This is a genomic window from Pedobacter sp. BAL39, from assembly GCF_000170795.1.
In the GTDB taxonomy this organism is placed as follows: domain Bacteria; phylum Bacteroidota; class Bacteroidia; order Sphingobacteriales; family Sphingobacteriaceae; genus Pedobacter.
Window position 1 is genome coordinate 380,675 of record NZ_ABCM01000001.1, and the last position, 26,073, is coordinate 406,747.

General features: G+C 44.3%; 22 protein-coding genes. 9 read left to right on the forward strand and 13 right to left on the reverse strand.

Features of this window, described 5'->3' with window-relative positions:
* Positions 1-151: 151 nt before the first annotated feature.
* Positions 152-1,093 carry a hypothetical protein gene (locus tag PBAL39_RS01710; protein WP_008237588.1) on the reverse strand — a complete coding sequence of 314 codons (942 nt, stop codon included), beginning with the start codon at positions 1,091-1,093 and terminating at the stop codon, positions 152-154.
* 286 nt (positions 1,094-1,379) lie between these two features.
* Here PBAL39_RS01710 and PBAL39_RS01715 point away from each other — a divergent pair, with 286 nt between their 5' ends.
* A complete protein-coding gene (locus PBAL39_RS01715) occupies positions 1,380-3,062 on the forward strand; it encodes a sulfatase-like hydrolase/transferase (RefSeq protein WP_039865979.1) in 1,683 nt (560 codons plus the stop codon).
* Between the two features lie 95 nt (positions 3,063-3,157).
* On the opposite strand, the gene ccsB is transcribed toward PBAL39_RS01715, so the two are convergent.
* The gene (gene ccsB / locus PBAL39_RS01720; RefSeq protein ID WP_232282880.1) at positions 3,158-6,478 is read right to left on the reverse strand and encodes a c-type cytochrome biogenesis protein CcsB; all 3,321 of its coding nucleotides are present in this window, start codon (positions 6,476-6,478) and stop codon (positions 3,158-3,160) included.
* A gap of 391 nt (positions 6,479-6,869) precedes the next feature.
* Here ccsB and PBAL39_RS01725 point away from each other — a divergent pair, with 391 nt between their 5' ends.
* Positions 6,870-7,673 carry a glycoside hydrolase family 16 protein gene (locus tag PBAL39_RS01725; protein ID WP_008237594.1) on the forward strand — a complete coding sequence of 268 codons (804 nt, stop codon included), beginning with the start codon at positions 6,870-6,872 and terminating at the stop codon, positions 7,671-7,673.
* Between the two features lie 113 nt (positions 7,674-7,786).
* Here PBAL39_RS01725 and PBAL39_RS01730 read toward each other — a convergent pair whose 3' ends face one another.
* Positions 7,787-7,990: a hypothetical protein gene (locus PBAL39_RS01730; RefSeq protein ID WP_008237595.1), complete on the reverse strand. Its 204-nt coding sequence runs from the start codon at positions 7,988-7,990 to the stop codon at positions 7,787-7,789.
* Positions 7,991-8,255: 265 nt separating this feature from the next.
* Here PBAL39_RS01730 and PBAL39_RS01735 point away from each other — a divergent pair, with 265 nt between their 5' ends.
* On the forward strand, positions 8,256-8,804 hold the full coding sequence (locus PBAL39_RS01735; RefSeq protein ID WP_008237596.1) for a fasciclin domain-containing protein: 549 nt from the start codon (positions 8,256-8,258) through the stop codon (positions 8,802-8,804).
* A 104-nt stretch (positions 8,805-8,908) separates the two neighbouring features.
* Here PBAL39_RS01735 and PBAL39_RS01740 read toward each other — a convergent pair whose 3' ends face one another.
* The 6 genes from PBAL39_RS01740 to PBAL39_RS01765 all read right to left on the reverse strand — a co-directional run bounded on the left by PBAL39_RS01740 (position 8,909) and on the right by PBAL39_RS01765 (position 18,333).
* Positions 8,909-10,051 carry a TlpA disulfide reductase family protein gene (locus PBAL39_RS01740; RefSeq protein WP_008237598.1) on the reverse strand — a complete coding sequence of 381 codons (1,143 nt, stop codon included), beginning with the start codon at positions 10,049-10,051 and terminating at the stop codon, positions 8,909-8,911.
* A 32-nt stretch (positions 10,052-10,083) separates the two neighbouring features.
* Positions 10,084-11,253: a TlpA disulfide reductase family protein gene (locus tag PBAL39_RS01745; protein ID WP_008237600.1), complete on the reverse strand. Its 1,170-nt coding sequence runs from the start codon at positions 11,251-11,253 to the stop codon at positions 10,084-10,086.
* 28 nt (positions 11,254-11,281) lie between these two features.
* Positions 11,282-12,694 (reverse strand): RagB/SusD family nutrient uptake outer membrane protein, encoded by a 1,413-nt coding sequence (locus tag PBAL39_RS01750; RefSeq protein ID WP_008237602.1) that lies wholly within the window; start codon positions 12,692-12,694, stop codon positions 11,282-11,284.
* A 52-nt stretch (positions 12,695-12,746) separates the two neighbouring features.
* A complete protein-coding gene (locus PBAL39_RS01755) occupies positions 12,747-16,247 on the reverse strand; it encodes a SusC/RagA family TonB-linked outer membrane protein (protein WP_008237603.1) in 3,501 nt (1,166 codons plus the stop codon).
* Between the two features lie 257 nt (positions 16,248-16,504).
* Positions 16,505-17,707: a FecR family protein gene (locus PBAL39_RS01760; RefSeq protein ID WP_008237605.1), complete on the reverse strand. Its 1,203-nt coding sequence runs from the start codon at positions 17,705-17,707 to the stop codon at positions 16,505-16,507.
* A gap of 77 nt (positions 17,708-17,784) precedes the next feature.
* Positions 17,785-18,333 carry an RNA polymerase sigma-70 factor gene (locus PBAL39_RS01765; protein ID WP_008237607.1) on the reverse strand — a complete coding sequence of 183 codons (549 nt, stop codon included), beginning with the start codon at positions 18,331-18,333 and terminating at the stop codon, positions 17,785-17,787.
* Positions 18,334-18,640: 307 nt separating this feature from the next.
* On the opposite strand from PBAL39_RS01765, the gene PBAL39_RS01770 reads away from it, so the two are divergent.
* Positions 18,641-19,219 (forward strand): hypothetical protein, encoded by a 579-nt coding sequence (locus PBAL39_RS01770; RefSeq protein ID WP_198139728.1) that lies wholly within the window; start codon positions 18,641-18,643, stop codon positions 19,217-19,219.
* A 151-nt stretch (positions 19,220-19,370) separates the two neighbouring features.
* On the forward strand, positions 19,371-20,267 hold the full coding sequence (locus PBAL39_RS01775) for an AraC family transcriptional regulator (protein WP_008237611.1): 897 nt from the start codon (positions 19,371-19,373) through the stop codon (positions 20,265-20,267).
* 24 nt (positions 20,268-20,291) lie between these two features.
* Here the strand turns inward: PBAL39_RS01775 and PBAL39_RS01780 are convergent, their stop codons facing one another.
* Positions 20,292-21,452 carry a DUF3095 domain-containing protein gene (locus tag PBAL39_RS01780; protein ID WP_008237613.1) on the reverse strand — a complete coding sequence of 387 codons (1,161 nt, stop codon included), beginning with the start codon at positions 21,450-21,452 and terminating at the stop codon, positions 20,292-20,294.
* A 109-nt stretch (positions 21,453-21,561) separates the two neighbouring features.
* Here PBAL39_RS01780 and PBAL39_RS01785 point away from each other — a divergent pair, with 109 nt between their 5' ends.
* Positions 21,562-22,161 (forward strand): FMN-dependent NADH-azoreductase, encoded by a 600-nt coding sequence (locus PBAL39_RS01785; protein ID WP_008237615.1) that lies wholly within the window; start codon positions 21,562-21,564, stop codon positions 22,159-22,161.
* 67 nt (positions 22,162-22,228) lie between these two features.
* On the opposite strand, the gene PBAL39_RS01790 is transcribed toward PBAL39_RS01785, so the two are convergent.
* The 3 genes from PBAL39_RS01790 to PBAL39_RS01800 form a co-directional block, all read right to left on the reverse strand.
* Positions 22,229-22,663: a DUF4143 domain-containing protein gene (locus PBAL39_RS01790; protein ID WP_050784291.1), complete on the reverse strand. Its 435-nt coding sequence runs from the start codon at positions 22,661-22,663 to the stop codon at positions 22,229-22,231.
* 286 nt (positions 22,664-22,949) lie between these two features.
* Entirely contained in the window at positions 22,950-23,465 is a 516-nt protein-coding gene (locus tag PBAL39_RS01795) for a thioredoxin domain-containing protein (protein ID WP_008237619.1), read from the reverse strand.
* Positions 23,466-23,468: 3 nt separating this feature from the next.
* Positions 23,469-23,933 (reverse strand): peroxiredoxin, encoded by a 465-nt coding sequence (locus PBAL39_RS01800; protein WP_008237620.1) that lies wholly within the window; start codon positions 23,931-23,933, stop codon positions 23,469-23,471.
* A 305-nt stretch (positions 23,934-24,238) separates the two neighbouring features.
* Here PBAL39_RS01800 and PBAL39_RS01805 point away from each other — a divergent pair, with 305 nt between their 5' ends.
* The 3 genes from PBAL39_RS01805 to PBAL39_RS01815 all read left to right on the forward strand — a co-directional run bounded on the left by PBAL39_RS01805 (position 24,239) and on the right by PBAL39_RS01815 (position 26,073).
* Positions 24,239-24,568, forward strand: coding sequence for a hypothetical protein (locus PBAL39_RS01805; protein WP_008237621.1), 330 nt, complete (start codon positions 24,239-24,241; stop codon positions 24,566-24,568).
* A 100-nt stretch (positions 24,569-24,668) separates the two neighbouring features.
* On the forward strand, positions 24,669-25,184 hold the full coding sequence (locus tag PBAL39_RS01810) for a DinB family protein (RefSeq protein WP_008237622.1): 516 nt from the start codon (positions 24,669-24,671) through the stop codon (positions 25,182-25,184).
* A 133-nt stretch (positions 25,185-25,317) separates the two neighbouring features.
* Positions 25,318-26,073 (forward strand): ImuA family protein, encoded by a 756-nt coding sequence (locus PBAL39_RS01815; RefSeq protein ID WP_008237623.1) that lies wholly within the window; start codon positions 25,318-25,320, stop codon positions 26,071-26,073.

Sequence of the window (26,073 nt, forward strand, 5' to 3'; positions counted from 1 at the left end):
ACTGTAGTTTATGCCATTACAGCATATGGCAAAAGTGTGTTCCCTGTGACGGAGATGCTAGTCAAGGGGGGTATCAATCACAGGGAACAACTTAGACGACGATGAATCCTCACGGATAAGCGATTCATCAATCCTGAGTAATCACTAAGTCCTATTGATTTTTATACTTCACATTGGGAAAGCTCTGCTGCGCAGCTTTAAACTTGCGCTCCATGTCCTCATCCCATCCGAAAGCAAGTGTCGCCTGTTCTTTCAGGTTCAGGCCGGCGGCACCGCTCCAGAAATGTACAAACTCACCCATATCCATTTTCTTTCTGCGGGTGATGACGTTATTGACCTTTGGGAAGTTCTGGCCGACCAGCAGGAAGTATTTGTTTAGTAAAGCCCCTTTTCCATATTTGCTGTAGATGGGATAAAACCAGTTTTTGAACCATTGCGTTCTGGCTTTTGGAAAATCGTCATATTGTGTCTGCATCTGGGTGTAGACGCGCTCCGCTTCATCTTTTCTGCCAATATTCATGAGTACATCATAGTTGAAGATCTCCATAAACTTGCTGTCTCCCCAGAGCACATCTGATGGAGATCCACTTACTCCGTGGGTATTACCCGTCACAATATGCCCGATCTCATGGATGGGCATTCCGATTTGTTCTCCTGTAGGTTTATCCCAGTTGCCCAGTCCGCAGTCGATCATATTGCGGTAGTCATGACTTTCATTCAAGTAAGATGCCGGATGACCTCCGCCAAGCTTATCGGACACCACACGATGAAGGATCACATAAAGGCGACCATCTTTACCCATCTCACCGTACACCTTCTTTACATAAGCCCATGTGTCCGACATGGCTTTAAATGGCCAGGCTACCGTGGTGTCCATATTTTTATCATAGTACACCGCCACGTGATCATCATAAAATACGCGGTTGGTCAGCATATCATGTTCAAACCAATGCTCCTGCCATGTTCTTGGCGGAGCACCAACTTCTTCTTTTGTGGTTGATGCGGTTGCCGCTTTTTTAGAAACACTGCAGGATGCGGTAATCAGTGTCAGCAATACTGCTGAGGTTGCGATAATTTGTTTTGATGGTTTCATTAAGTCTAAAGTGTTTAAACAGGATTGGTTATATCCTTCGATTGTTGTGTGTCTTCAAATATATCTCGCCTTTTCCTGTAATCATTCTAAGGATTTAGCCTTATGTTCAGCGATTCTGGCATAGAAAGTAGTAAACCGTTATAAAATATGCCAAACGCGTAAAAGTAACAGGGATTTTTCCAGACACTTTACTGTTTTCAACCACTAAATGTTAAATTTAGAATTCCTCTCCTGCAGTTTCTATGTCTACAGAAGAGATGCAACCCATCTTTAAATTTAAATGCTGATGAGAAAAATAACTTACCTGGTCATACTTGCGGCGCTCCTGTCGGATTTCAATGGCATGGCACAAAAGAAAACAACATCCGGAAAAGACACACGCCCCAACATTGTGGTCATCCTTGCAGATGACCTGGGCTACTCTGACCTTGGCGCCTATGGTGGTGAAATTCAGACACCAAACATTGACTTTTTGGCAAATCAGGGATTAAAGTTCAAAAACTTCTACAATACGTCCAGGTGCTGCCCTACAAGAGCGGCATTGCTGACCGGGCTATACAATCATGAAGCAGGCATAGGTCAGATGACCGCAAAAACTCAAAAACCCGGATATCTGGGTAGACTTACAGATCATGCGGTAACACTTGCCGAAGTTCTGAAGGCATCAGGATATCATACTGCTATGTCTGGAAAATGGCATGTATCCAATACCTCCGAACAGAAAGACCCTGCTGCACAACTGAACTGGCTAAATCACCAGGAAACACACCCTTATTTTTCGCCAATTGATCAATATCCTACTAACAGAGGCTTTGAACGTTATTTCGGCACCATATGGGGAGTCATAGATTTCTTTGATCCCTTCTCACTGGTAAGCGGAACTAAGGCGATCACCAGTGTTCCAAAAAACTACTATCATACAGATGCCATCAGTGACACAGCAGCAACCTATATCCGTGAATTCGCTAAGGACGATAAACCCTTTTTTATATATGTAGCACAAAATGCACCACACTGGCCTTTACAGGCAATGCCAGAAGATATTGAGAAATACAAGGACACTTACAAGGTCGGCTGGGATGCTATTCGTGAAAACCGGTATAAAAGAATGGTGGAGCTGGGGATCATCGATCCAAAGACGACAGCACTCTCTCCCCGGCTGAATGCACAAACGAACTGGGAAAACAACCCGGACAAAGACTGGGATGCGCATGCGATGGCCGTTCACGCTGCAATGGTAGACCGCATGGACCAGGGTGTCGGAAGAATCATCAAGGCTTTAAAGGAGACCGGAAAACTCGACAATACCCTCATTGTTTTCCTGAGCGACAACGGTGCAAGTCCTGAAAATTCTGCAGCTTATGGTCCTGGATTTGACCGCTCCAGTCAGACCAGAGCCGGAGATCCTGTGAGTTATGACCTGAAGAAAACAGTACTTCCAGGTCCGGAGAACACCTATTTCAGCATTGGCCCGGATTGGGCAAACGTTGCCAATACGCCTTATAAACTTGCTAAGGCAGAATCTTATGAAGGCGGGACGCGCACTCCACTGATCGCCTTCTGGCCGAACCAGATTAAAAACAAGGGTGGTCAGACGGATCATGTAGGTCATGTAATGGATTTTATGGCGACTTTCACTGAATTGGCAAAAGCCAGCTATCCTAAGGAATACAAAGGCAACGAGATCACGCCAATGCAGGGCGTCAGCTTTGCCTCGACGCTGAAAAACAAAAAAGGGCCGGTACATGACGCCCTGTTCAATGAGCATTTCGGTGCAAGGTCTGTGCGTTATCAGGGTTGGAAGCTGGTAGCCACGGCAAAGGAACGAAACAACTGGCACCTGTATCACATTGAGGAGGATCAATCAGAAATCAATGACCTTGCTGCACAGTACCCGGAAAAGGTAAAAACTATGAATGACCTCTGGCAGCAATGGGCAGAAACACATAAGGTATTTCCGAAACCATAAGGGCTTCAAAACGTGCTTAAATAAAATGCTCCTAAACGGCTGATTAAATTACCTCGCCATTTAGGAGCATCCTTACAAATGCTGAATACAGCAAATTATTTCTTTGGATTCATCACTTTATATCTACGGTAGGAAATCACAGCCAGCACGAACACACTGGCAATGGTGATGTATACCCATGATGGAATCGGCACCGGATCACCCTGTGCGTAGGAATGCAGACCTGTGAGGTAATAGTTCACCCCGAAATAGGTCATGATGATGGTTGAAAATCCGATCAACGACAACAGGTTGAATAGATACTTACCTTGCAACTTTGGAATCAGGCGTACATGCAAAATGAACGCGTAAATGATCACCGAAATGAATGCCCAGGTTTCTTTAGGATCCCAGCTCCAGTACCGTCCCCAGCTTTCATTTGCCCAGATACCGCCAAGGAAAGTTCCTACAGTAAGCAAAAACAGACCTACAGTAAGGGACATCTCATTGACAATTGTCAGCTCAGTAACTGAAGCTTTCACTTTGGCATTGATTTTTTTGTTGTCGATGATGAACAGGACCAGCACCACTGTTCCGATCAGCGCACTCAATCCAAAAAAGCCATAGCTGGAAGTAATGATCGCCACGTGGATCATCAGCCAGTAAGATTTCAATACCGGCACCAAAGGTGTAATCTGCGGGTTCATCTGCGAGCCACCATGTGCAAAGCCCATCAGGATTACCGCAATCAGACATCCTGCAGCAGGAATAAAGGCATTGCTATTACGGTACATCAGCAAGCCTGAAAGTACCCCAATCCAGCTGATGAACAATACCGCTTCATAACCATTACTCCATGGCTCATGACCGGAAATATACCAGCGTACACCAAGGCCAACAGCCTGCAATAACGCAGCAATGCTGATCAATATCAACACAAAAGTAACCAGCAGGTCCAGCGATTTGGAATTCCTGAACAGCTTCATGAATGCCAGTGTCAGGATCACTACACCAAGCAGTGCGTAGGTAATCATCAGGTTCAGGAAAAGGTTCCAGCCATTGTAGCTGACTTCCCAATCAATTTTCGCTTCAGAAGGCACCACATCTTTACCATATTTTTGCTGCAAAGATTTGATATAGTCGAGTGCCTCATTTGCAGGAGCCCAGTTTCCACCTTGTTGGGCGGCACTGATTGCTTTAAAATAACGATCTATAGGATTAGGCATGGTGGCCACACTATCCGCAGGTGTTGGAGCCATGGCAATCCAGGTATTATTTTCATCACCTGCAATCGGAATGATGCGCAGGTACTTGCCACCAATCAGCTGCTCCATGGCCTGCAGTTTATCATTCAGGTCGATGACGTCTTTATCATAGCTGTCCTGCTCCGCAGGTTTTTTCGCAAAAGCTTTCAGGTAATCATCCTTCAGCAGGAAATCTACCGATCCATCGGTGCTGATCTGCAGGAGACTGACCATAGAGGTGTATCCGTCACTATTAGCTCCTGTTGCTTTTAACAATGCAGGCCCTCCTTTAGAACCGACCTTAATCAGGGGAACGTTTACCCAGTTGAAAGGCATCGTAGATACAGACAGGAAAAACTGATTCGCATTCAGGGAATGGAAACGGTCCTTACGGTGTAACTTCCGGAGAATCTCCAGCGCCATGGTATTTACAGGTTCAATCCTCCCATCAATGTTCTGCACGAGCAATCTGCCAAACTTATCAGCATGATCTGCGTCGATTTTTACAGCTGCAGCAAACTGTACCGGATCAGAAGTCTTGGCAGAGAAAATCTTTTGCACTTCCGCAACATGGTCGGGGCTCTGCATGTGGTTATGCCCGGCCTCTCCTTCATGTGCATGGTCGTGCTCATGATCATGTTCGTGATCGTGTGGCTCCTGAGGCATCACCGGCGGCATCTGCTGAGGTCCATTTTTACCATGCATGTCTATTTTCTGTTCCTGACTGAATGCAGCACCCAGTGGCAGAAACAACATGGCAAGGATCAGGGCTTTTGATTTAGAGATATTTTTCAATTGTTCATTTAACTTAGAGAAGTGTGTGCCTTTCCAGAAGAGCGTAACGAACATTCCCAGAAAGAGGAAGGTATAACCAATATAGGTCACGTTTGTCCCCCAGTAATCGTGATTGACGGAAAGAACGGTCCCTTTTTCATCATCATCAAAACTGGCCTGGAAGAAGCGGTATCCACCATGGTCAAGCACGTGGTTCATAAATATTTTATAAGGTGTTTCATTTCCTGAATCCTGGAGTACCACGTCAGAAGAGTAAGAGGCAGGGCTCGTACTTCCCGGATACTTCTCCATCTTGAAGTCGGCCAGTTTCAGAGAAAACGGTGTTTTATAGATTTTAGAACCGTAAGCAAGAGATACCCTCAGTCCGCCGATTTCACTCTGGTGCTGGAAATTGGTCATTCCTTTTCCGCCATAGAAAGATACCGTATCTACCGCAGTTGGCGTTGTTACCTCCAGGATCACCAGATCCGGATCGTGTTCATGTTTCTTTTTATCGCCTTCAAAGTATAAGATCTTGCCTGATACCGGAGCCTCGGGAACTACAAAGGCAAGTCCGCCATAAGTATAAAGACTTCTGAGGTTAAAAGGCTGTACTTCATCATTACCGGTTACCACCTTCCTTTCCTGCGTAGCCATGATCATGTAATTGCCTTCATAAGGTGAAGAGATCTGGAACGAACCTTTGGTATCATCGATGTTGATGGCGCCAGGAGTAGGTTTATTGTAACTGACCAGCATGTTCTGGATCAGCTGCAGGTTTCCTGCAGGAATGTATTTATTTACCCTTTGTCCGTTTTCCAGCACCACAAGGTGAAGTGTGGGTGTTCCCCCGTCCTGCACAACCAGCGAGTCCTGGGCCCTGGAATAAAAATTCAGGACCTTCATCTTCACCCGTTCTCCCATATAATCATATTCGGACGTGAAGGTTTTCTTGAAGGGCTTTAAATAAGTCGGCACTTTGTTGGAAACCAGAATAGCGGGAACATCATCATAAGCCAATGCCTGATCGTCTTTTCCAATCTGTACTTTAAAGAAAGTAGCATCTGAAATGACCTCATCACTGGATTCTCCTTCACGAATGTGCATGGAACCCTCAAAGCTGATGTAGCGGGTGATGTATCCGCCAATAAAAATAACGATAAAGGCAAGGTGAAAAACGAGCAAAGGCCATTTTTTACGTTGCGTAAGGCGATAACGACTGATGTTACCGATAAAGTTTAGTACCAGGATCACCATGATGAGCTCAAACCACCAGCAGTTGTAGATCAGTGCTTTTGCGACAGGTGTGCCATAATCATTTTCTACAAAAGTGGCCATGGCCATGGAGAAGGCATACAATAGTAGCATGGTACCCATTGTACGGGTAGAAAAGAGAATCTTTACTAAACTTTTAATCATTCCTTACTTGTTCTTTTTGTTTCATTTTCAGCCCGAAATGCACTTTATACTCCCCCGGGCAGAAGAAACCTAATTTAAATAATTCGGCAAAGATGGCGCTCACGAATCAGAAAATGGAAGGCAAATTGAATTTATGGCAAAAATAAGACTAAACAGCTCCGTTTAATAGCTGAAAGCAAACAAAAATAGTGAACCTGTCCTCTTTGAAATTAAAATACTAAAACTACAATCATTCCTGATAAATCTCAAAAATTCGCCAATTCCGAGTTATTTTAATTTTTATTGAATTTTTTTGGTAAAAATAAAGAAACCTAAACACTTGTAATTAAGTCAGCTACCTGATCAACAGCTTTCTGCAATTTATTTATCACTCTTAATCTAAAAAGAAACAATGAAAAAAATTTACCTGGCAGCGGTACTCGCCCTGATGGTGTCCGCCTGCAAAAAAGACCAGCCTGTCACAGATCTACAGCCAACAAAACTGGCCTCCGGTTTAAATACGAACGCTACGCCGAGCGCATTGATGGCAAGTACGATTAACTTCAGCGGGATTACCTGGGAAGTTAAGGAAGTTACCGACCTGCAATATGGAGGGCCTGGCCCGAACTATTGGGCAGCCAGCAGTGTATGGGTGGATGCAGCCGGCCACCTGCATCTGAAAATTAAAAAAGATCCCGTTACCGGCCGGTGGAATTGTGCAGAAGTACATTCGTTGCAGACATTCGGATACGGTTCTTACATATGGAAAGTTGAAGGGGCTGTAGACGACCTGGATAAGAACATTGTTCTTGGTCTTTTTAACTACAAGGCAGGAGACAATGGACACCATGAAGTAGACATTGAGTTTGCACGGTGGGGTAACGATGCCTGGCCAAATTTCAATTATACGGTCTATCCAGCCTACGGCGATCCTCAGACACGACAGTTTCAGACTTACGAACTTTCACTCAACGGAACCTACTCCACATATAGATTTCACCGCAACAGTCAGAAGGTCTCTTACAAAGCCTTCCATGGACACACCACTGCTGAAACAAACGCCTTTTATCCCTGGGCCACTCCCGATACTGGGTTCCCGGTCAGCACGGAATCTCTGCCAGTGCACATGAACTTGTGGTTGTATAATGGATACGCTCCATCCAACAACCAGGAGGTGGAAATCATTATTCACTCTTTCCAGTTCATCGCCGACTAAAATTTAGAATTGCGCTCATTTTAATTAACACTCTACCAAATCGCAGCAGAATGCAATGTCCTTAAAAAGTTAAACACTTTCCAGGGGCATTGCATAACTGCTCCAGTTTCATATCAATCTTCGTCAGACTGGTCACCGCTGCCGTTACGCTCAGAATAGTCTGCAGCCTTTTCATCAGCTTCTTCATCGCCTGTTTCTTCAGGTTCCAGATTTTCGTCCAATCGATCATTCCAATTGTCCAGATTCGTTTTTTCAGGATCTTCAGCGGCTGAATATCTCTGATTTGTATATTGACTGTCCATAATGTCTTTTTTCATACAACACGTTAAGGGAATCATTGTTTCGACTTTATATTAGGAACCACGGTCGATTAAAATCCATTAAAACCAGATCGCTGCAGTAATCGTATTTAATTGAAAAACACGACCATCCTCCTCGGACACATCTTCAATCAAGTCACAAAACACAACTATTAAATAAACGGATTACCTCTAAAAATAAAATGATTAACTTTATTTTAGTTTAATTAAAACCAAAGACATCCAGTCTTCCGTACATCTCATCAAACAAAACATCACTACCATGAAAAAATTGATCTTATCTGTGATCGCTTTAGTTACTTTAACTTACGCCACAGAAGTGCAAGCACAAAAAAACCCAATGGTTGGCGGCGCTGCCATGTATGCCAACAAAGACATCGTTGACAATGCAGTAAACTCTAAAGACCACACTACATTAGTTGCTGCAGTTAAAGCGGCTGGTCTGGTAGAAACCTTAAAAAGTACAGGCCCTTTCACCGTCTTTGCACCGACGAACGCTGCCTTTGATAAACTTCCTGCAGGAACAGTAGAGACATTGGTAAAACCGGAAAGCAAAGAAATGCTGACTAAAATTCTTACTTACCATGTTGTAGCAGGAAAAATGGATTCAAAAGCAATTGCTGCAGCCATCAAAAAAGGAAATGGCAAAGCTGAACTGACCACAGTTGAAGGTGGTAAGCTTTGGGCATGGATGGATGGTAAAAAGCTGGTCCTGAAAGATGAGAAAGGCGGAATGAGCACAGTAACTATTGCTGACGTAATGCAAAAAAATGGTGTCATCCATGTCATTGACACCGTGTTGATGCCTTAATAAACACAACTCCTATGAAAAACAAAAAGCCGCAACAATATTAAATTGAAGCGGCTTTTTTTATTTATAATATATTGCAAAAAGGCTTAATAATATTGCAGGAATTACTTAAACAGGTCCGAAAGTGTTTTATTCAGCTCCTCACCTCTCAGGTCTTTACCCACTACATTTCCATTTGGATCGATCAGGAAACTTGCAGGAACGGCTTTCACACCATACTCCGCGGCAGCAGCATTCTGCCATCCTTTTAAATCAGACACGTGCGTCCATGACAGTCCATCAGCATCAATTGCTTTCAGCCAGGCATCTTTTTTAGAATCCAAAGAAACGCCAAGGATCTCAAACCCCTTGTCATGATACTTTTTGTAAGCAGCAACAACATTCGGGTTTTCTTTGCGACAAGGACCGCACCAGCTGGCCCAAAAATCAATCAGGACATATTTTCCTTTGAAATCTGACAGCTTTACCATCTTTCCATCCGGATCTGCCATAGAGATCGCAGGTGCAGCTTTTCCTTTTGCGGTTTTAGCATCAATGGCTAAAGCATTTGTAATGCTGAGACCAATGGCAGATTCACGGGCTTCTTTTGTCAATACCGCAAAAAGTCCGGTCGCTACAGGGAAATTGGGATATCCGATAAAACGGTCGTAAATGATCGCAGCAGAGCCCGCAGAAGAGGGGTATTTACTGATGTAATCTTTTACTGCCACCTGGTTTTTCAGATCCAGATCTGCAAATTCTTTGTCTATACCCACTCTTGTAAGAGAATCAACCTTTGTTCCTGCAGCTTTTGCTGCTTTCTCCGCTTGATCTGAACGCTGGTAAATCCCGCCTGCAATTGCAGTAATTTCCTTCCAGGGACCGTTATAAAATCCAGTATAGACATCATGTGCTGCAGATCCTTTAACTACAGCCATTGATAAGCTGTCGGCAGTTTTAGTGACGGTGATCGCTGAATTTTCAAGGATGAAGTTCAGCGGATAACGCAGGCTTTTGTTATTTAGCGTATAAAACTCCGGCGACTTCAAAGATCCTTTAAAAGTGAAATCACCATTTACAAGAGTTGCTGAATCCACGACCACCGGGTTGCCATCCACTTCATGTCCAAGATAAACTTTACCAGTAGCATTGGCAAGGTTGCCTTTCAACAAAAACTTACCGTTCTGAGCGAAACCCTGTAATGCACCTCCAGCCAATAAGGCTGTGATTGGCAATACCAGCAGTGCATTTCTTAAATTATTTTTCATGATCTTCGATGTATTTAATATGAATTTCTGAATTACATGCCTTTCATGCTGGCCACCATCTCTTCGAGGCTAAGGTTTTCAGCAACTACTACCCCATTTTCATCCAGCAGAAACATCGCCGGAATGGCCTGGATCTTCCAGGCATTTGAGGTGGCTCCCTTGTCCAGCAGACTTGGCCATGGTAACTGTTCTTCAGTCTGTGCCTTTGCCCAGTCCGCCTCTTTTTTATCTATCGAAATGCTAACGATCTGCAGCCCTTTGTCTTTCAGTTCCTCATAGGTTTTCTTCAACTGAGGGATAGACTTTCTGCAGGGCACACACCATGAAGCCCAGAAATCTACCAGCACATATTTATGACCTTTAGTTAAAGAGGCCAGGTCTGTTGCCAGACCTGCATCACCTTTAAGGTCTACTAGAGGTGCCGGCTTACCTTTAAAACCAACCGGATTGACCAGTTCGCCGAGAACTTTTCCATAATAGCTATCCTTCGCCTGTTGTGACAAGGAAGCGTAGACTTCCTTATCCTTAGGTGTAAAATAATTGAAAAGATCCAGCGCAAAGAAAGGCCCCCACCAGCTGTCTTTGTTGTCGCTCACTATTTTATTGAGACTTTCTCCAGCCAATTTAAAAAATGCAGATTCATCATCTGAAAGTTTCTTCCATGCCGCCGACTCCTTTAATTGTTTAACAAGCACGGTATCCTTTTTCTGATAAGCCTGGTTTACTTTTTCCGTCACCTCTTTATTTGATTGCTGATTGGCTTCAAACAAAGAATCCAGCATAAACTTTGGCGCTTTCTTCTTCAGGTATGCAAGGTGTGCCTGGCTGCCCTTCACCACCACATCGGTAAAGTCATAATACTGGTTTTCATTGCCCACTAAAGCAGCCTTGCCCGTCATGGTTATTTTGCCAGGCTGTACCATTACTGAGGTAGCACCGGGAATCTCAGCAGCCATAATGTAGAAGAAACGGATGCCATCCACTGTACTTTTAAAAGTAAACTTGCCTTTGGTTACAACCGTGGTGGCAATAGCTTGCTCATCTGCATGGGTGGCACCTGGAACAAGCTTTAATTTTATTCCATCAGGCAAGCCCTGGATGCTGCCCGTAATCGTAAAGGGAGCTGGTGCGGCGGCAGCAATATTGTGGCTGATGAGTATTGTCAACAACAACATCATCAGGCTATTCAATTTAATTTTCATAATTCTTTTTTATAAATGGTCGTCTGTGCTACTTATCTACATTTTGCTTGATGGTACCATTTCCGGGGTTTTTAAATGCACCTTGAGGGAAAGGCATGGTCCACAGATGAGAGGATGGGGAAAGTGAATAATTCTGGTTGTTTTCCGTTTTCGTCATTGTGGTCGCATAATTAGGGTCCTTGTTCAAACGACGTCTGTCAGCAAAAGTAGTAATGCTATTGATCAGCTCATTGGACTTGGTACGCTGGATCAGCTTTACCGCATCCACTGTATTTGCTGCGCTCAGCGCAGTATAGTTTGCAGGGAAGATCCTTTTTAAGCGTACAGCATTCAGCGTAGTCATTGCTCCTGGAACATCGTTCAGGCGCGCCTGGCACTCCGCCTTAATCAGGTAGACTTCTGTAGTAGTGAGCCCTCCGTAATTGAAAAATCCGATGGTGATGCTGGTAAAGTAGGTATCGGCGGCAACTGTTCTCAGCTTCCACCTCGACGCAAACCTCGCATCGCCAGTTTCAAAACGTGTCGCACGGTCTGTTCGGATCGCAGACTCCCTGCCGGAACTGTAGCTACTGCCATGACGGAAATAGTAATTCTCTACAAAATCAAACCCCATTGGTGAAGGCGCATTCGTGTAGACATCCGGTTGTTCGATCTGTGTTTTATAAGTAGTATAAAACTGCGTCCAGTCGAACAGCTTGTCATTAAAGGTCAATGCCTGATTTGCGGACACAAGCGCATCATTATACCTGCCCATGGTTAAAAATATACGGGCTTTGAGCGCATGGGCAGCACCCAGGTTAGGGTGAAGCACAGTAGCACTTGTTGCTTTCAGGCTGGGAATGGCTTCATCAATGTCTTTCAACATGAAATCATAAAGCTCCTTGATGGTCACTTGAGTATAAGGCGCATTGATGTCGGCACTCAGGATGAGCGGTACTGAAAGCTTGGTGGCCGCATTGCTTTCCTCATAGGTGTCGGCGTAATAGTTAGCCAACACATAATAGTTCAGTGCCCTGAGTACTTTTGCCTGGGCAACAACCTCAGCCTTAGCTTCTGCCGTTCCATCGGTAGATTCCGGGACGTGTTCAATAAGCAGATTGCTGGTAGAAATCGCCGTATAGGCATTGTAGTAAGTGGTTTCATCACTATTGTTCAGTGCAATCCTGTCGGCCGCCTCATTCCAGAAGTAATTTGCAGTATATAAAGGATAATAGTTCAGGTTGGCTGAAGTTTCGAATTTATCATTCAAGAGCAGAATGGCCTGTGTGATGGTGGTGCGCTGATTGCCATATTCATCACGGATCATCGCTTCATAGTCGGTCAGCGTTGTTGGGATCTTTACTCCTTTAGGGACAATGTCCAGGAACTTTTTACAGCTGCTAAAGCTGACGAGCAGTACCAGAGCCGAAATTTTCAGGGTATTGGATATAATCTTTTTCATTTTATTGTTTCATTTTAAATGGTGAACAGCAGATATCTGCATCACGTATGTTTTAAAAATTCAGATAAACACCCCACACGAAATTTGCCGGGCGGTATCCATTCAATAAATATTTAGCTTCTTTGCTTTTGGCGATGGTAAATGCATTCTCCACATTAAACTGGAACCTTACATTTTCAAGCGCTGCTTTTCTTACAATCACCTTTGGAAGTCTGTAAGCCAAAGAGATATTTCTCATGCGGATATTGGAAGCATCAATAACGTTGATGTCCGCTTTCTGATAAATCTCTGCACTCTGGCTGTTGTAGGCCGGGTCCTCAGCGTACACCAATCTAGGGATGTTGGTGCGATTTTCATCACCTGCTGTTCTCCATCTGTTTGCGATGTCATTATTAACAGCAGTAATCTGCGTCACATAACCTCCCAAAGCTCCGTTATAAGCACTTCCCAATACTGGAAGGAAAGTGTTTCTCATTTTATGACCTCCTTCAAACGTCAGCAGGAAAGAGAAAGAGAAATTTTTGTATTCCAACAAGTTATTAAAGGAACCGTAATAGGTAGGAACGGTAGAGCCACTGTACACAATAGATTCCAGTGTTGCCGGAGAATTCAGTACTTTCTCCCCTTTTTCATTATATACCTGTGGCAATCCATCTGCACTCAGGCCTGCCCATTGGTAGCTGTAAATGGCATTATAAGGATTCCCGATACGCGGGTAAGCCTGTGGATAATCCAACTGCAGGTAATACACCGGAGCTTCTACATTTACATAAGTCACTTTATTTTTGTTGTGTGCATATTGGATGCTGGCATTCCAGGTCAGGTCATTGGTACGGATCACATCGCCTGAAAGGGAAAGCTCAATACCCTTATTGGTCATTTCACCATTGTTGATGGAATAAGTTGAATAACCGAATCCCTCGGTAGGCACTCCCATGGTACTTGCCAGTAGGTCCTTACCTTGTTTATGATAATAATCTACCGATCCACTGATGCGGTTTCTGAAGATGGCAAAGTCTGCACCAGCGTTCGTTGTGGTGGTCTTCTCCCAGGACAGCAAAGGGTTAGGTCTTGTACCAATTGATCCCTGCAAGCCGCCCACATTGTTATTACTGTTGTAATAAGCCGTCATGTATGGAGCTGCATCTTTGGCAATGTTACCACTGATACCGTGGGAAACACGAAGTTTCAGCACATCCACCCAATCCGCATCAAAGAAAGATTCCTTATAAACGTTCCACCCTGCGCCAACAGACCATAATGGTTTGTTCTGGTACTTTGAATTGGTACCCCATAAGTTCGACCTGTCCCAACGCAAACTACCTGTAACCAGATATTTGCTATCGTAAGCGTAACCCGCATTCGCATATACCGACACGAACCGGTTTACATTTTCCCGCTGACTCGCCACGTTGCTGTTAGAGAAATATCCTCCGCCTAAAATAGCGCCTTGTACCGAAGCAAGTGCCTTAGCATTGATCAGGTCAAACGTCAACACATTAGGGTCAAAATTATACAAATACTGATCTTCAAATTCCAGCTTTGCATTTCTCACCTCAGTACCTACGATAGCCGTTAAATTGTGCTTATCGCCAAATGTTTTGTCTACATTCACCTGCTGACGGAAATTATACGAAGAGGTAAACTGGTCCTGATCATAATTGATGTTTCCATATGGGAGGTTGAAAGTAACCGGACCACCGGCAACTTTACCCGCATAGCTGTTGACCATGTTTCTCACATAGTAAGAGTTTTTATCGTAAAGCCTGTTGAACCTGTCGGAGCTAAACTCATACTGGAAGGTGGACCTGTAGGAAAGCCAGCTGGTAATGTCGGCGTTTAATTTCGCAAAAGAGCGATTACTGAAACTTTTGAGCTTGCCCAAATTGCGCCCCTGTTCGTCCAGGGCAGTAATATCCTGACTGTAAAGGCCATTGCTGTTGATGAGCGACATGGTATTGGCACTCAGTCGTGATGCAGCAGTAGAGGTAAAGTTAGTACCATCTCCATTCACCAGACGGTCGTAAGGTAAAAAAGTATATCCTGGCGACAGTGTAGTGTAATTCTGTTGTGTAGAACCGTTGTAAGCAAGGTAGTTGCTCAACTCCAAGGTCAGCCATTTATTAATCTTAGTCGTATTGTTGATATTCAGACCAAGGTTCTCATCATAGTTATATTTATCTTCCAGCTTATTGTTGCGATAGGTCAATGAAGAATAAAATGAGTTGACTTCATTTGCCGCTCCCACATTGACGTTATACTGCTGATAGAAAGGGTTGCGTTTGCTATATTTTTCTACGTCATCATAATACTGATAACCTCCTGCAGCAAGCTCATTTAGTTTGGCATCCAGTTGTGCCTGGGTGATCGTACCTGCATATTTTGCAAGAATGGCTTTGATACCCTGGCTCTGATACCCTGCATTGGTCAGTACATTCGCAGCATAGGCCGCAGCATTTGCCGCTTTCAGCTTAGGATTGCTGGTCTCCCACTCTCTCTCCAGGTCAACAATGTCTGCTGCACTGGTCAGGTTATCGGTGTATACCGAATTTGAGGAAAGGGTAAATGTACTGGATGCAGAAATCTGCGGTTTTCCTTTTTTAGGTTTTTTAGTAACGATGACAATCACACCATTTGCTGCCCTGGCTCCGTAAATAGAGGCTGCTGCGGCATCTTTAAGTACGGTAATGCTTTCAATATCTTCAAGGTTCAATCCAGGGACATTTTCTGTAATCGAACCAGTTGTGTTGTATTTGGTGTTCTCCACCGGAAATCCATCAATCACATATAAAGGATTGGTTACCCCCTTCATGGATGTTGTTCCCCTGATCAACCCGTTGTTGTACCCTGGGATCCTGCCTTCCAGCAATGACCCAATACTACTCAAACGCTGCTGCTCCAGCTTCTTTACAGGAATACTGGAGAAAGATCCGGTCACACGCTCCTTAGGAAGTGTCTGATATCCTGTAGATACCGTTACCTCTTCTAACTGCCCTGTTTGTTCAGTTAATTTTATAGTCCCCACGTTCTCAGTCACCGCAATTTCTTTGCTCTGGTAGCCTAAAAAAGAAATGACCAATACGGCCTTATCATCTACGTTGCTCAGGCTAAACTCACCGTATGTATTGGTCAGCACCTGTTTTTTGGTGCCTTTAACTTTTACGGTTGCACCTGGAAGCGGAAGGTCATGCTCATCCAAAACCTTACCCTTGATGTCAATTTCCTGAAATCGGTTGATCAGGTCGTCTAGAAAAGAAGGTTCTTTCTTTTTCACCAGTACGGTCTTATTCTCAATACTGAACTCCAGGGGCTGGCTCTTAAAAATTTCCGCCAGCACATCTTTCAGCTCCGCATTTTGCACACGGATGTTTACCCTATGTGCATTTTTTAGGATGGAGTTGGTAACAATAAAATCATAACCACTCTGATCGCTGATCTGATCAAAAATGGAAAACAGTTCGGCATTTCTAGCTGACAGGGTAATCTTCTGTGCGTGAGAGGTGGCACTGACCTGCATGATGAATGCGAGTAAGAGAAAAGTGGTTAACTTCATGACTCTCCCTAGTTTATTCTGCGCGTGCGACAGGCACAGCAGTTGCGTGCAAATTTTGTACATTTGTTTAGTTAGGTTGTTGCTGGGGGCTTTGTATTTTCGAGATCGCGGCCTTCAGCGGTTAGTTGATAATTCAGTTATTGATCAGCCTTACGTTTACCAGTTCGATTGGCGTCGGACTGGTACTTATATCTTTCAGGTCAATTATGGTTCTGACACTGCTTCAATGACGGTTGGTTGATATAATAAAGTAGTCGTTATTTCATTACAGTCACCCTCCTTCCTTCTACTTTAAACTTTACCGCATTAGAATAGCTCAGCATATTCAATACTTCGCTGATATTTTTGTACCGGGAAATGTTTCCACTAAATTTCTCATTGGGAATAGCCCCCTCAAATGACACCTGGATGTCGTACCAACGACTGATCTTTTCCATCACCTCGTCGATTCTTTCATGCTCAAAGCGGAAATAACCATTTTTCCAGGCCATCGCTTCTTTCACATCTGCTGTAACAACACTCATCTGCTGATCTTTATCAACAATACCCTCTTGTCCCGGACTAAGCATCATTTGCTGACCATCCCGGTTGCTGAAACGGACACGACCTTCCAATAAGGTCGTCCTGGTGCCTCCATTAATGTGATACCCATTGATGTTAAAGTGAGTACCCAATACCTCCAGCTCCTGATCCGCTGTATGGACAATGAAAGGATGTGTTTTATCTTTTGCAACTTCGAAATAAGCTTCTCCTTTCAGTTCGACACGACGCGTTTTTGAAGCACTGAAAGACGTTGGGAAACGAACGGACGATGCTGCATTCAACCATACTTCACTATGATCTGGCAACACCAGCCGATAGGTCTGGCCTTTTATCGTTGATAAAGTATTGATTTTAGGTTCAGCAGAAGTTTCTTCAGCTATTACTTTATAAATGATCTGGCCGTCGGCAGTTTTGCTGATCTGCACTCCGGATTCCTTGGCCAGGGAACCGTTTGCGGCTTCAGATAAAACAATCTTTTTACCATCTGACAGCGTCAGTGTGGCCCCCTCTTTACCAGGAGCAATGTCATTTCTAAAGATGTTTGCGGTCTGAATGTCCCGCTTAGAAGTATTTGACCGATAGAACAAACCGGCTGCAATGACAAGTATAACAACCGCTGCTGCTGCCCAATACCCCAATATGTAAAATACCTGCTGTTTCCTGACGGGATGAACTTCAGCAGCCACAATTTGCTCACGGAGTTTCGCCCACTGACGGTCGGTATCGAAAGTCTGCTCGGCTTTCAAAGCTACTCCCGCAGACAAACGGATATCCTGAAGCTCCGCCAGCAACTGCTCCTCTTCTTCATTGAGCATCTGTCCGGAACCCGCAGCGGCCTCTAGTTGATCAAGAATTTTATCCCAATCGGCATCAAAATGGTTGAGTTTGTTGTCCATCATCAACACATTGTCGTACATAGGTGCAAAATGGGTGACAGAAAAATCAGATTTTTTTTAAAATTTATTGAAAAAAGCAGAATTTGAAGACCAGCACCTCAAAAAAACACCATCAACAGCACCACAGTCTTATTTCTCAATGCCATATAGGCCCTGCGCAACTGTGTTTTCACTGTATTCACCGAAACCTTTTTCTTTTCCGCGATCTGTGCATAGCTGAGCTCCTCCAGGGCGTGCATCATAAAGATGCGGCGACGTTCTTCCGGAAGCTCCTGTATCCTGTCCTTAATCTCCAGATACCGGCGGTGCTGCAGCTCCAGCGCCTCTGTTTCCGCGGCAACATCCGCAGCTTCTTCGGGAACAGTGACCTGCAACCTGCCGTTGCGTTTTTCCTCCACAGCCCCCTTACGCAAATGGTCGATACATTTATACTTTACCGCCCGTCGGGCATAGGCTTCGAAACTGCCACTGATGGTGATGCTCTGGCGACGTTGCCAGAAATCCAGAAAGAACTCCTGGACGACGTCTTCGGCTATAAAATGGTCCTGCACATACTGCATGGCAATCATGCATAGAAATTTGTGGTTACTGCGGAACAGCAACTCAAATTGATCAATATTAACAGCCGATTTATCTTCCCCCTCCATGAATATTGCTCTAATATACGCCTTAAATTATATTATCAGGTAGCTGCATTGCTTATAAATCATCAAATGAAACATTCCTATGATGAAAGCGGAAAAATTGGTTCCATAAACGGAAATATTGGAATTGACCCGCTTTCAGCAAGCCAGTACCTTTGACTTATCAAATGAAAAACAATGAAAATGAAAAAACGAATCGAAGCACTAAAAGGAAAATTACCAGAACTCTATCAACTGGCTCAAATGAGCCTCAACTTGTTTTTCAGATCATAAAATGAACAAACTTTACAACACAACAAACAACAAGAAAATGAAAAATTCAATTAAAATAGGTGTACTATCCCTAGCATTATCCGCAATATTCAGTTTAACTGCCAACGCTCAGGACACTAAACCTGCTACCTCAGGAAATTCAGGTATCCGCATCAGCATCGGTCCGGATGCAGGCATTCCGGTAAGTAATTTTGGCGATGCGTACGACTGGAGCTTCGGGGGTTCTGTACAGGCAGACTTCCCGATTTTGAAAGACCAACTGTATGCTACTTTCAATGCCGGATACCTAAACTTCTTCGCTAAAGACAACAATGCTGGTGTAACTGGTGAGGATCTTCAACTGATCCCTTTAAAAGCAGGTCTGAAATACTTCCCAATTCATAACTTCTATGTGCAAGGTGAAGCAGGTGCTGCATTCTTAGCCAATAAAAAAGACGTAGGCGCAACTAAATCTGCTGCATTTGTATATGCTCCTCAGGTTGGTTACCTGTTCAACCTTGGTGGCAAACATGCCATTGACGCTGGCGTACGTTTCGAAGGAAACTCTAAATTCACTGACAACGGAAGCAGCAACAACTACTTCGCCCTCCGTGTAGCTTACAGCCTAGGCCTGTAACCTGAAAAAATAGTGATTCATACATTTGTTCAAGCCCATCATTACTGATGGGCTTGTTTTGTTTACTGACAATAGCTCAACACTAAAATGAGATTTGTATAACCGTTCTTCAAAGATTCCTCCTTTCATTTGCATCATCAAAATCAACTAAATGAAGCAAATCTCCAAAACCATTAACCTGGCCGATACCTACCAGCAATTGGAGGACATCCCTACCCCTCAGCAGAATTTCATGGTCATCCGCCATGAAGGAAATGACCTGAGCCGATTACACTCACCATCAGACTATTACTCCCTGGTACTCTGCCTCGATGGTACCAGCATCAGAACCGTCAACCAGAACCGGTTTAATATTACCCCCAAGAGCCTTCACCTGGTTCCTCCCAATACCGCAAACGGATACCTCCAGGCTTCATCAGACCTGAAACTATATGTGATCTTTTTTAAAAAAGACTTTCTGACCGACAGCCTGATCCGGGAAGACATGATCGACAACCTACTGAGGCCAATTTACAATCAACAGCCCATCTGCCTGATTGATCACGACCGTATAGGGGCGATACACCACCTCTTCCATAAAATTGCCATGGAATATGACCATCAGCAGCTCTTTAAAGGACAGATGCTGCGACTGCTTTTCCTGGAACTGCTGCTGGAAACTACACGCGCCAGCAAAAGTTATCCTGAACAGCTGAATACCACCCTTCAGCTCACCAGGCACCAGCAGCTCGTAAATGATTTTAAAAGACTCGTGGAAGAAAATTACGACCACCTGCGGACAGTGGCTGAATATGCCGACCTGCTTTTTGTCACGCCCAAACACCTCAGCGAAGTGCTGAAACAGGAAACACGACAAAATCCACTGCACGTCATTCATCACCGCATTTTCCAGCAGGCAAAATACTGGCTCTGCTCTTCTTCGCTCACGATTAAGGAAATTGCCATTAAGCTTAATTTTGACACCAGCTCCCACTTTGGCAGGTTCTTCAAACAGGTTGCAGGTTATAATCCTTCTGAATTCAGGGAGCTGCAATGTGCCATTTACTAAATTCACTGATCACTCAGGTGGCTTTTACTGATGACCCAGGCTGCGGATTTTTGCTTTGAGCATCCCCGCAGCTTTGGTATATCCTCCCTCTGATCCATCTACAAAATGAACATGCCCATCCTTCAGGTCCCTAACATAACAGGACATGATAGAAGCGTTGCTGATGTGCACGCCATAAAACAAATCGCCCTCCTGCTCCATCTTATCCAAAGCAGCCATTAATGCCATGCGCTGGTCCTTGCTACCGGAAATTACGGTATTGATCCTTCCGTCGATCACCAGGGTGTCCGACATTTCCACCAGGCTGTTGAGGTAATTTTTCCCTGATGTGGTACGGAAATAGATGAAGCCGTAAAGATTGAGGATCCAGGTCCAGATCAATTCCAGCCAGTTGATTTTACCTAGGCGCGCACGCATCTCCATACCCAGGTCATGAAAAGTTGTTTTCAGCTGAAGCTGGGCGACAGAAATCGGTTGTCTTTTTTCAGGTGCTCCATACAGTTTATCCATTTTATCCATAACGCGCTGGAAGGTTACAGCCTGACTGCGTGATTCTCCTACCACCACCAGCAAGGTCACAATTTCCTCCTGATCTTCAGGCGGGGCAATCCGGTCCCAACGGCACTGCATACCGGTAAGGTCCAGCGTCGCGTCAGCGGCAGCCTCTTCCGCAAAAAGGTAGTCCGGCCCCTTAATCAGCCGCTCCGCATAAGCCAATCCATCACCCAATAAAACAGGAATGGAAAAAGAGGGATTGCTGCTGAACTTTGCCAGGTGCAGCTGATGTGCTTCCGCATAAATTGCACTGACCGGCACCTTTCCCGTACGCAACTCCAGTCCGAAGTTATTCTTCGTATTGACCCGGTACTGATAAAGTGCTTTCATTACCGGATCAATCACATCAGGAGGCACAAGAAAGGTTGCCCCATCACCGCCAAAGAAAAAGGGAACAGTAATCCCCCTGGCAAAAGCGATGTTCAACACAGAAACAATACTCCCCGTGGCAATCAGGTTTACCTGCTCATGTTTACCTTCAAACACCGCATTCGTAGAACGCTCAATATCTGTAATCACCACATACCAGTCGGCAGGAACCTCAGCAAACAATTGTGGTTGGCGCAGCAGTGCACCGAATGTCCCGCCATTGACGGGTAAGTTGGTATAAAACTGGTTGCTGGATCCCATGTCAGTAAATATAACTAAAATCTCATTTCTTATCACAGATCAAGATTGGGGCAATTTCATCGCCGTAGCTTTGACTCATCAAACATTAGAACTTATAATATTTACGCATATGTCAAAAATCTTAAATGTCATCTCCAGCCCAAGAGGAGCAGCATCCAACAGCATTAAATTAGCCAACGCCATTATCGACCGCTTGAAAGAGCAAGATCCTGCAGCAGCAGTTCAAACAAGAGACCTTACCAACGGACCTTTTCCACATCTGGAAGAAGCACACCTGAATGCATTTTTCACTCCTATAGCACAACATACTGACGAAAATAAAGCGGCCATCCGCCATTCTAATGAAGCCATCCAGGAAATTATGGACGCAGATGTATTGGTGATCGGTGCACCGATGTACAACTTCGGTATTTCATCTGTATTGAAATCATGGTTTGACCATATCGGACGTGCGGGTATCACTTTTAAATATACTTCAGAAGGTCCTGTAGGATTGGTGACCGGTAAAAAAGCATATATCGCTGTGGCTACTGGTGGTGTTTACAGCTCTGGAGATGCGGCAGCTTATGATTTTGTGACGCCATACATTAAAGCTTTTTTAGCTTTCATCGGGATTACTGACGTTACTGTAGTCAGGGCTGAAGGTTTTGCCGTACAGGAGTTGCAGGCTACCGCATTGGATAAAGGGATCGACAGCATCGTCATCTAATCAGATCTGAGGAAACATGAAAAAACCCTGAGCCGTACACATGATGTTCGACTCAGGGTTTTTCTTCTTAAGACGATCGGATATTCCGTAACTCTTTCATCATGTCCAAAAGCGGTATGGCTGAAGTATATTTGTTCAAAGCGAAACGTTCTCTATGTGGATAAACAATGAAACAATCGGTTGCGCCAACATCCTCACTGCCAATGGCAAAGCCTTTCGAGGTACTGGGTGACAAGGAACGTTTTATCTCAATAGCGATTTTTTTCCTGGCATTTACTTCTATCACCAAGTCAATTTCAGCACCTGCCGCAGTCCGGTAGAACCATGGAGTCACACCATCGGGAAGTGAAGAAATCAAATTTTCCATTACGAATCCTTCCCAACTTGCACCTATTATTGGGTGCCCTAAAATATCATCCAGCGTTGTTAAGTTAAGTAGTGCATGCACTATTCCGCTATCACGAAGGTAGACCTTCGGTGCCTTGACAAGGCGTTTACCTATTGCTTCTGCAAAGTGGTTTTACCCACTTGACGTGGCCCTAATAACCCAACAGCAGGAAATTCCTGCAATAGATTCGTAATTTCTGTTTGTAAGTTACGCTTAATCATCCTTGTAATTCTAACATTAAATATTAGAATTACAAGGATGATTTGAAAAGATTATTTTAAATTCAGCTCTTGTCTAAAGATTTTCATGAGAAAATTGAGGCACAAACTGACTCATGATTCTGATATTTTATAAATACCAGAATTTCACCGCTTGCTGCTATTGATCATTGAATATTTTTTTAATTGCCGCTTTCCTTCAAAACATTAAAAAGGTCTGTGGCATCACCATCAAACTTATTATCATTGACGAAAAATGAAGGCGTACCGTTCACGCCACTTCTCACACCACTTTCAAAATCATTTTCTACTTTTTCTTTTACCTCTGCTGATGTGATGTCCTCCCGGAACTGATCCAGGTCCAGCTCCAGCCTTTCTGCCAATGAAAATAAAAATTCTTCATTCAGTTGGCTTTGAAACTCAAAAATGGCATCGTGCATCTCCCAGTATTTATCCTGAAGGGCAGCGGCTTCTGTTGCCCGGGCGGCGATCGTGGCATATGGATGGGATTCCTGTAAAGGAAAATTTCTAAAGACAAAAAGCACCTGGTCCCCAAAGGTGTCCAGTATTTCTTTAATCACCGGATGGGCTTTTCCGCAATGCGGACATTGGTAATCGCCATACTCCACAATGGTTAAAGATGCCGATCCATTACCCTGACGATGGTCTGTTTCTGTTACTGCTGGTTTCAAAGACATAGGCTATTTATTTACGTTTAGTTCCTCAAGTGCATCCAAAATGCCATCTGCACCCGGATTGATGGCTGTAGGCGATACATAACTCCAGGCAATCTGCCCTTCTTCATCTATGACAAACAAGGCTCTTTTGCTTTCTCCTTCTTCTTCATTATATACTCCATACAATTTCGAAACAGCCCCTTTAGGCTCAAAGTCAGAAAGTAAGGAAAAATGCAGGTTGCGGTCCTGCTCAAATGCGAGGTGACACCATTTGCTGTCCACAGAAATCCCGAGGATGGTAGCATTATGCTTGTCAAACATTTTTAAGGTCTCATTATATAGTGCCAGCTGATCACTGCATACCGGACTCCAGTCTGCGGGATAAAAGGCTAGGATCACTTTCTTTCCCCTCAGCTCAGACAGCTTGATCTTCTGATCCGGGGTGGCAAATAATTCAAATTCGGGGGCTTGTTCTCCGGCTTTCAACATAGTATTTCATTTTTGAGGTAACACTATATACCATACCCTGAAAAAGAGATTATTGTTTGCGCCTGAACCTCACACTTTTGTCAAATCATGAACGCTTCTTCTGATAATTCCTGAACGTCTCTTCTGTTAATTCCTGAACATCTTTTCTGTCAAATCATGAACCGCACTGCGCTAAAATTACAAGCCCCGCTCCCATACAATTGATCTTTTATCAACAACAACATCGTTACGGATTCGATGATATAAAAGCCGGTGGCTATTCGCATATTGTAATACACAAACGAAACCATTTAATTTTATAAGACATGAATCACAAATTAGACCTCAAATCAATGATCATCGGATTTCTTGGTGCTGCCCTTTTGATTTCCTTCAGCTTTACAAATGACAAAAGCAGTAAAGACACTGTTGATACCCGAAATGGCATCAACGAGATGAAGAGCAGCAATGCCGGAGAAAATGGCAGGTACCAGACCATCATAAGAGACAGGATGACCCTGATCCTGGATACACAAACTGGTAAGTACATTATCGGTGTAGATGTCAAGGACTTTGGCAAAGTAACCTGGGTAAAGGGCGACTTTGAAAGCACCTATAATACTGGTCTGGACAATAAAAAAGAGATCAAGCAATAGGAAAGACATCTGGTAAAATAAAGAAATCAAGTAAAAAGAGATCAAAACACCAGAGGTCAATCAAAAGAATTTAATCATTATTCACCTTTAATTATTTAGGATGACACAGAAAAGAGAAGTATGGCAAAGGGGACCACTCCCCGATATCCTTCCAATGCTGCAGCCTGTAGCGCATGCATTGTTACAGGCGCGTGAAGAAATTGAAGAGTATATGCTGGACTTTCCATCCGGATTATTATGGGTACGCCCTGCAGGACTCGCTTCTGCAGGGTTTCATCTTCAGCACTTGAGTGGTGTCCTGGATCGCGTATTCACCTACGCCCGAGCTGAAGGACTCTCTGAATTTCAGTTTTCACAACTGGAAGAAGAAGGAAAAGATGCCAACCCTCCCTATACCGTCGCAGACCTGACCGACCGTTTTTCCAAACAGGTGGATGCTGCGCTGCTACAACTCAAAAATACGGAAGCCGTTTCTCTTGCAGAATATAGGGGCATCGGCAGGGCCGGGCTTCCCTCTACAGTAATTGGTCTGCTGGTACACGCTGCAGAGCATACCATGCGCCATACCGGGCAGCTGCTGGTCACCACCGCTGTAGTCAAAAAGGGAGGTATCTAACCGCTTTCGATTTCTGCTTTGCATGTTGGTAACCACCTGAATATTGTTTATAAATACTAATATTTTTAGCATTATATTTGCAGTAACCATTTCCTATACCAGGAAATGACCGGTGATCACGCAACAGGGAGCTATGGATACGCAAAGCAAAAAAGACATTTATGATCAGCTGCAAAAGGAAATCCTTCTTTTGCAGGGCATCAAACCGCAGTCCGAAGGGGCTGCGACCATCAAAGGTCTTGGTCCCATCCTGTCTGCTTTTCCAAATGCCGTATTCCCAAGTGCCGCCATCCATGAATTCATCATTGACTCCCGGGAGCAGGCCGCTGCCAGCGGAGGATTTATCGCCGGTCTCCTGGCTGCCCTCATGCAGCATTCCGGCATCGCCATGTGGATCAGTGTGTCCAGGCAACTTTTTCCTTCAGCACTAAAACCATTTGGCCTTGAGCCGGACAGGATGATCTTTGCCGACCTCAAAAGAGAAAAGGAAGTGCTCTGGACGATGGAAGAAGCATTGAAGTGTGATGGCCTCAATGCCGTCATTGCTGAAGTTCAGCAAATCAGCTTCAAACAATCCAGAAGACTCCAGCTTGCTGTGGAGCAAAGCAGGGTCACCGGCATCATCCTCAGAAATCAGACGGAGAAATTAAGTGCTACGGCCAGCAATGCACGCTGGAAGATCAGCCCCCTGCCTACAGTACCCGAACAAGGTATGCCCGGCCTCGGCTTCCCCCGTTGGCAAGTGGAACTGTTAAAAGTGCGCAATGGGAACCCCGGCAGCTGGCAGGTAGAATGGGCTGCAGATGAATTTTATACCCTACCGATTCAAAAGCAAGTGTCAGCACTTCATGCAGAACAACGAAAAACCGAACAGCGAAAAACCGGTTAA

Excerpts from the sequence above, each read along its gene's own strand:
- PBAL39_RS01815 (WP_008237623.1), top strand. The coding sequence starts at position 25,318 with ATGGATACGCAAAGCAAAAAAGACATTTATGATCAGCTGCAAAAGGAA.
- PBAL39_RS01755 (WP_008237603.1), bottom strand. The coding sequence starts at position 16,247 with ATGAAGTTAACCACTTTTCTCTTACTCGCATTCATCATGCAGGTCAGT.
- PBAL39_RS01735 (WP_008237596.1), top strand. The coding sequence starts at position 8,256 with ATGAAAAAATTGATCTTATCTGTGATCGCTTTAGTTACTTTAACTTAC.
- PBAL39_RS01780 (WP_008237613.1), bottom strand. The coding sequence starts at position 21,452 with ATGGGATCCAGCAACCAGTTTTATACCAACTTACCCGTCAATGGCGGG.
- ccsB (WP_232282880.1), bottom strand. The coding sequence starts at position 6,478 with ATGATTAAAAGTTTAGTAAAGATTCTCTTTTCTACCCGTACAATGGGT.
- PBAL39_RS01805 (WP_008237621.1), top strand. The coding sequence starts at position 24,239 with ATGAATCACAAATTAGACCTCAAATCAATGATCATCGGATTTCTTGGT.
- PBAL39_RS01765 (WP_008237607.1), bottom strand. The coding sequence starts at position 18,333 with ATGGAGGGGGAAGATAAATCGGCTGTTAATATTGATCAATTTGAGTTG.
- PBAL39_RS01730 (WP_008237595.1), bottom strand. The coding sequence starts at position 7,990 with ATGAAAAAAGACATTATGGACAGTCAATATACAAATCAGAGATATTCA.
- PBAL39_RS01710 (WP_008237588.1), bottom strand. The coding sequence starts at position 1,093 with ATGAAACCATCAAAACAAATTATCGCAACCTCAGCAGTATTGCTGACA.
- PBAL39_RS01800 (WP_008237620.1), bottom strand. The coding sequence starts at position 23,933 with ATGTTGAAAGCCGGAGAACAAGCCCCCGAATTTGAATTATTTGCCACC.
- PBAL39_RS01725 (WP_008237594.1), top strand. The coding sequence starts at position 6,870 with ATGAAAAAAATTTACCTGGCAGCGGTACTCGCCCTGATGGTGTCCGCC.
- PBAL39_RS01810 (WP_008237622.1), top strand. The coding sequence starts at position 24,669 with ATGACACAGAAAAGAGAAGTATGGCAAAGGGGACCACTCCCCGATATC.
- PBAL39_RS01745 (WP_008237600.1), bottom strand. The coding sequence starts at position 11,253 with ATGAAAATTAAATTGAATAGCCTGATGATGTTGTTGTTGACAATACTC.
- PBAL39_RS01775 (WP_008237611.1), top strand. The coding sequence starts at position 19,371 with ATGAAGCAAATCTCCAAAACCATTAACCTGGCCGATACCTACCAGCAA.
- PBAL39_RS01740 (WP_008237598.1), bottom strand. The coding sequence starts at position 10,051 with ATGAAAAATAATTTAAGAAATGCACTGCTGGTATTGCCAATCACAGCC.
- PBAL39_RS01795 (WP_008237619.1), bottom strand. The coding sequence starts at position 23,465 with ATGTCTTTGAAACCAGCAGTAACAGAAACAGACCATCGTCAGGGTAAT.
- PBAL39_RS01785 (WP_008237615.1), top strand. The coding sequence starts at position 21,562 with ATGTCAAAAATCTTAAATGTCATCTCCAGCCCAAGAGGAGCAGCATCC.
- PBAL39_RS01715 (WP_039865979.1), top strand. The coding sequence starts at position 1,380 with ATGAGAAAAATAACTTACCTGGTCATACTTGCGGCGCTCCTGTCGGAT.
- PBAL39_RS01760 (WP_008237605.1), bottom strand. The coding sequence starts at position 17,707 with ATGTACGACAATGTGTTGATGATGGACAACAAACTCAACCATTTTGAT.
- PBAL39_RS01770 (WP_198139728.1), top strand. The coding sequence starts at position 18,641 with ATGAAAAATTCAATTAAAATAGGTGTACTATCCCTAGCATTATCCGCA.
- PBAL39_RS01750 (WP_008237602.1), bottom strand. The coding sequence starts at position 12,694 with ATGAAAAAGATTATATCCAATACCCTGAAAATTTCGGCTCTGGTACTG.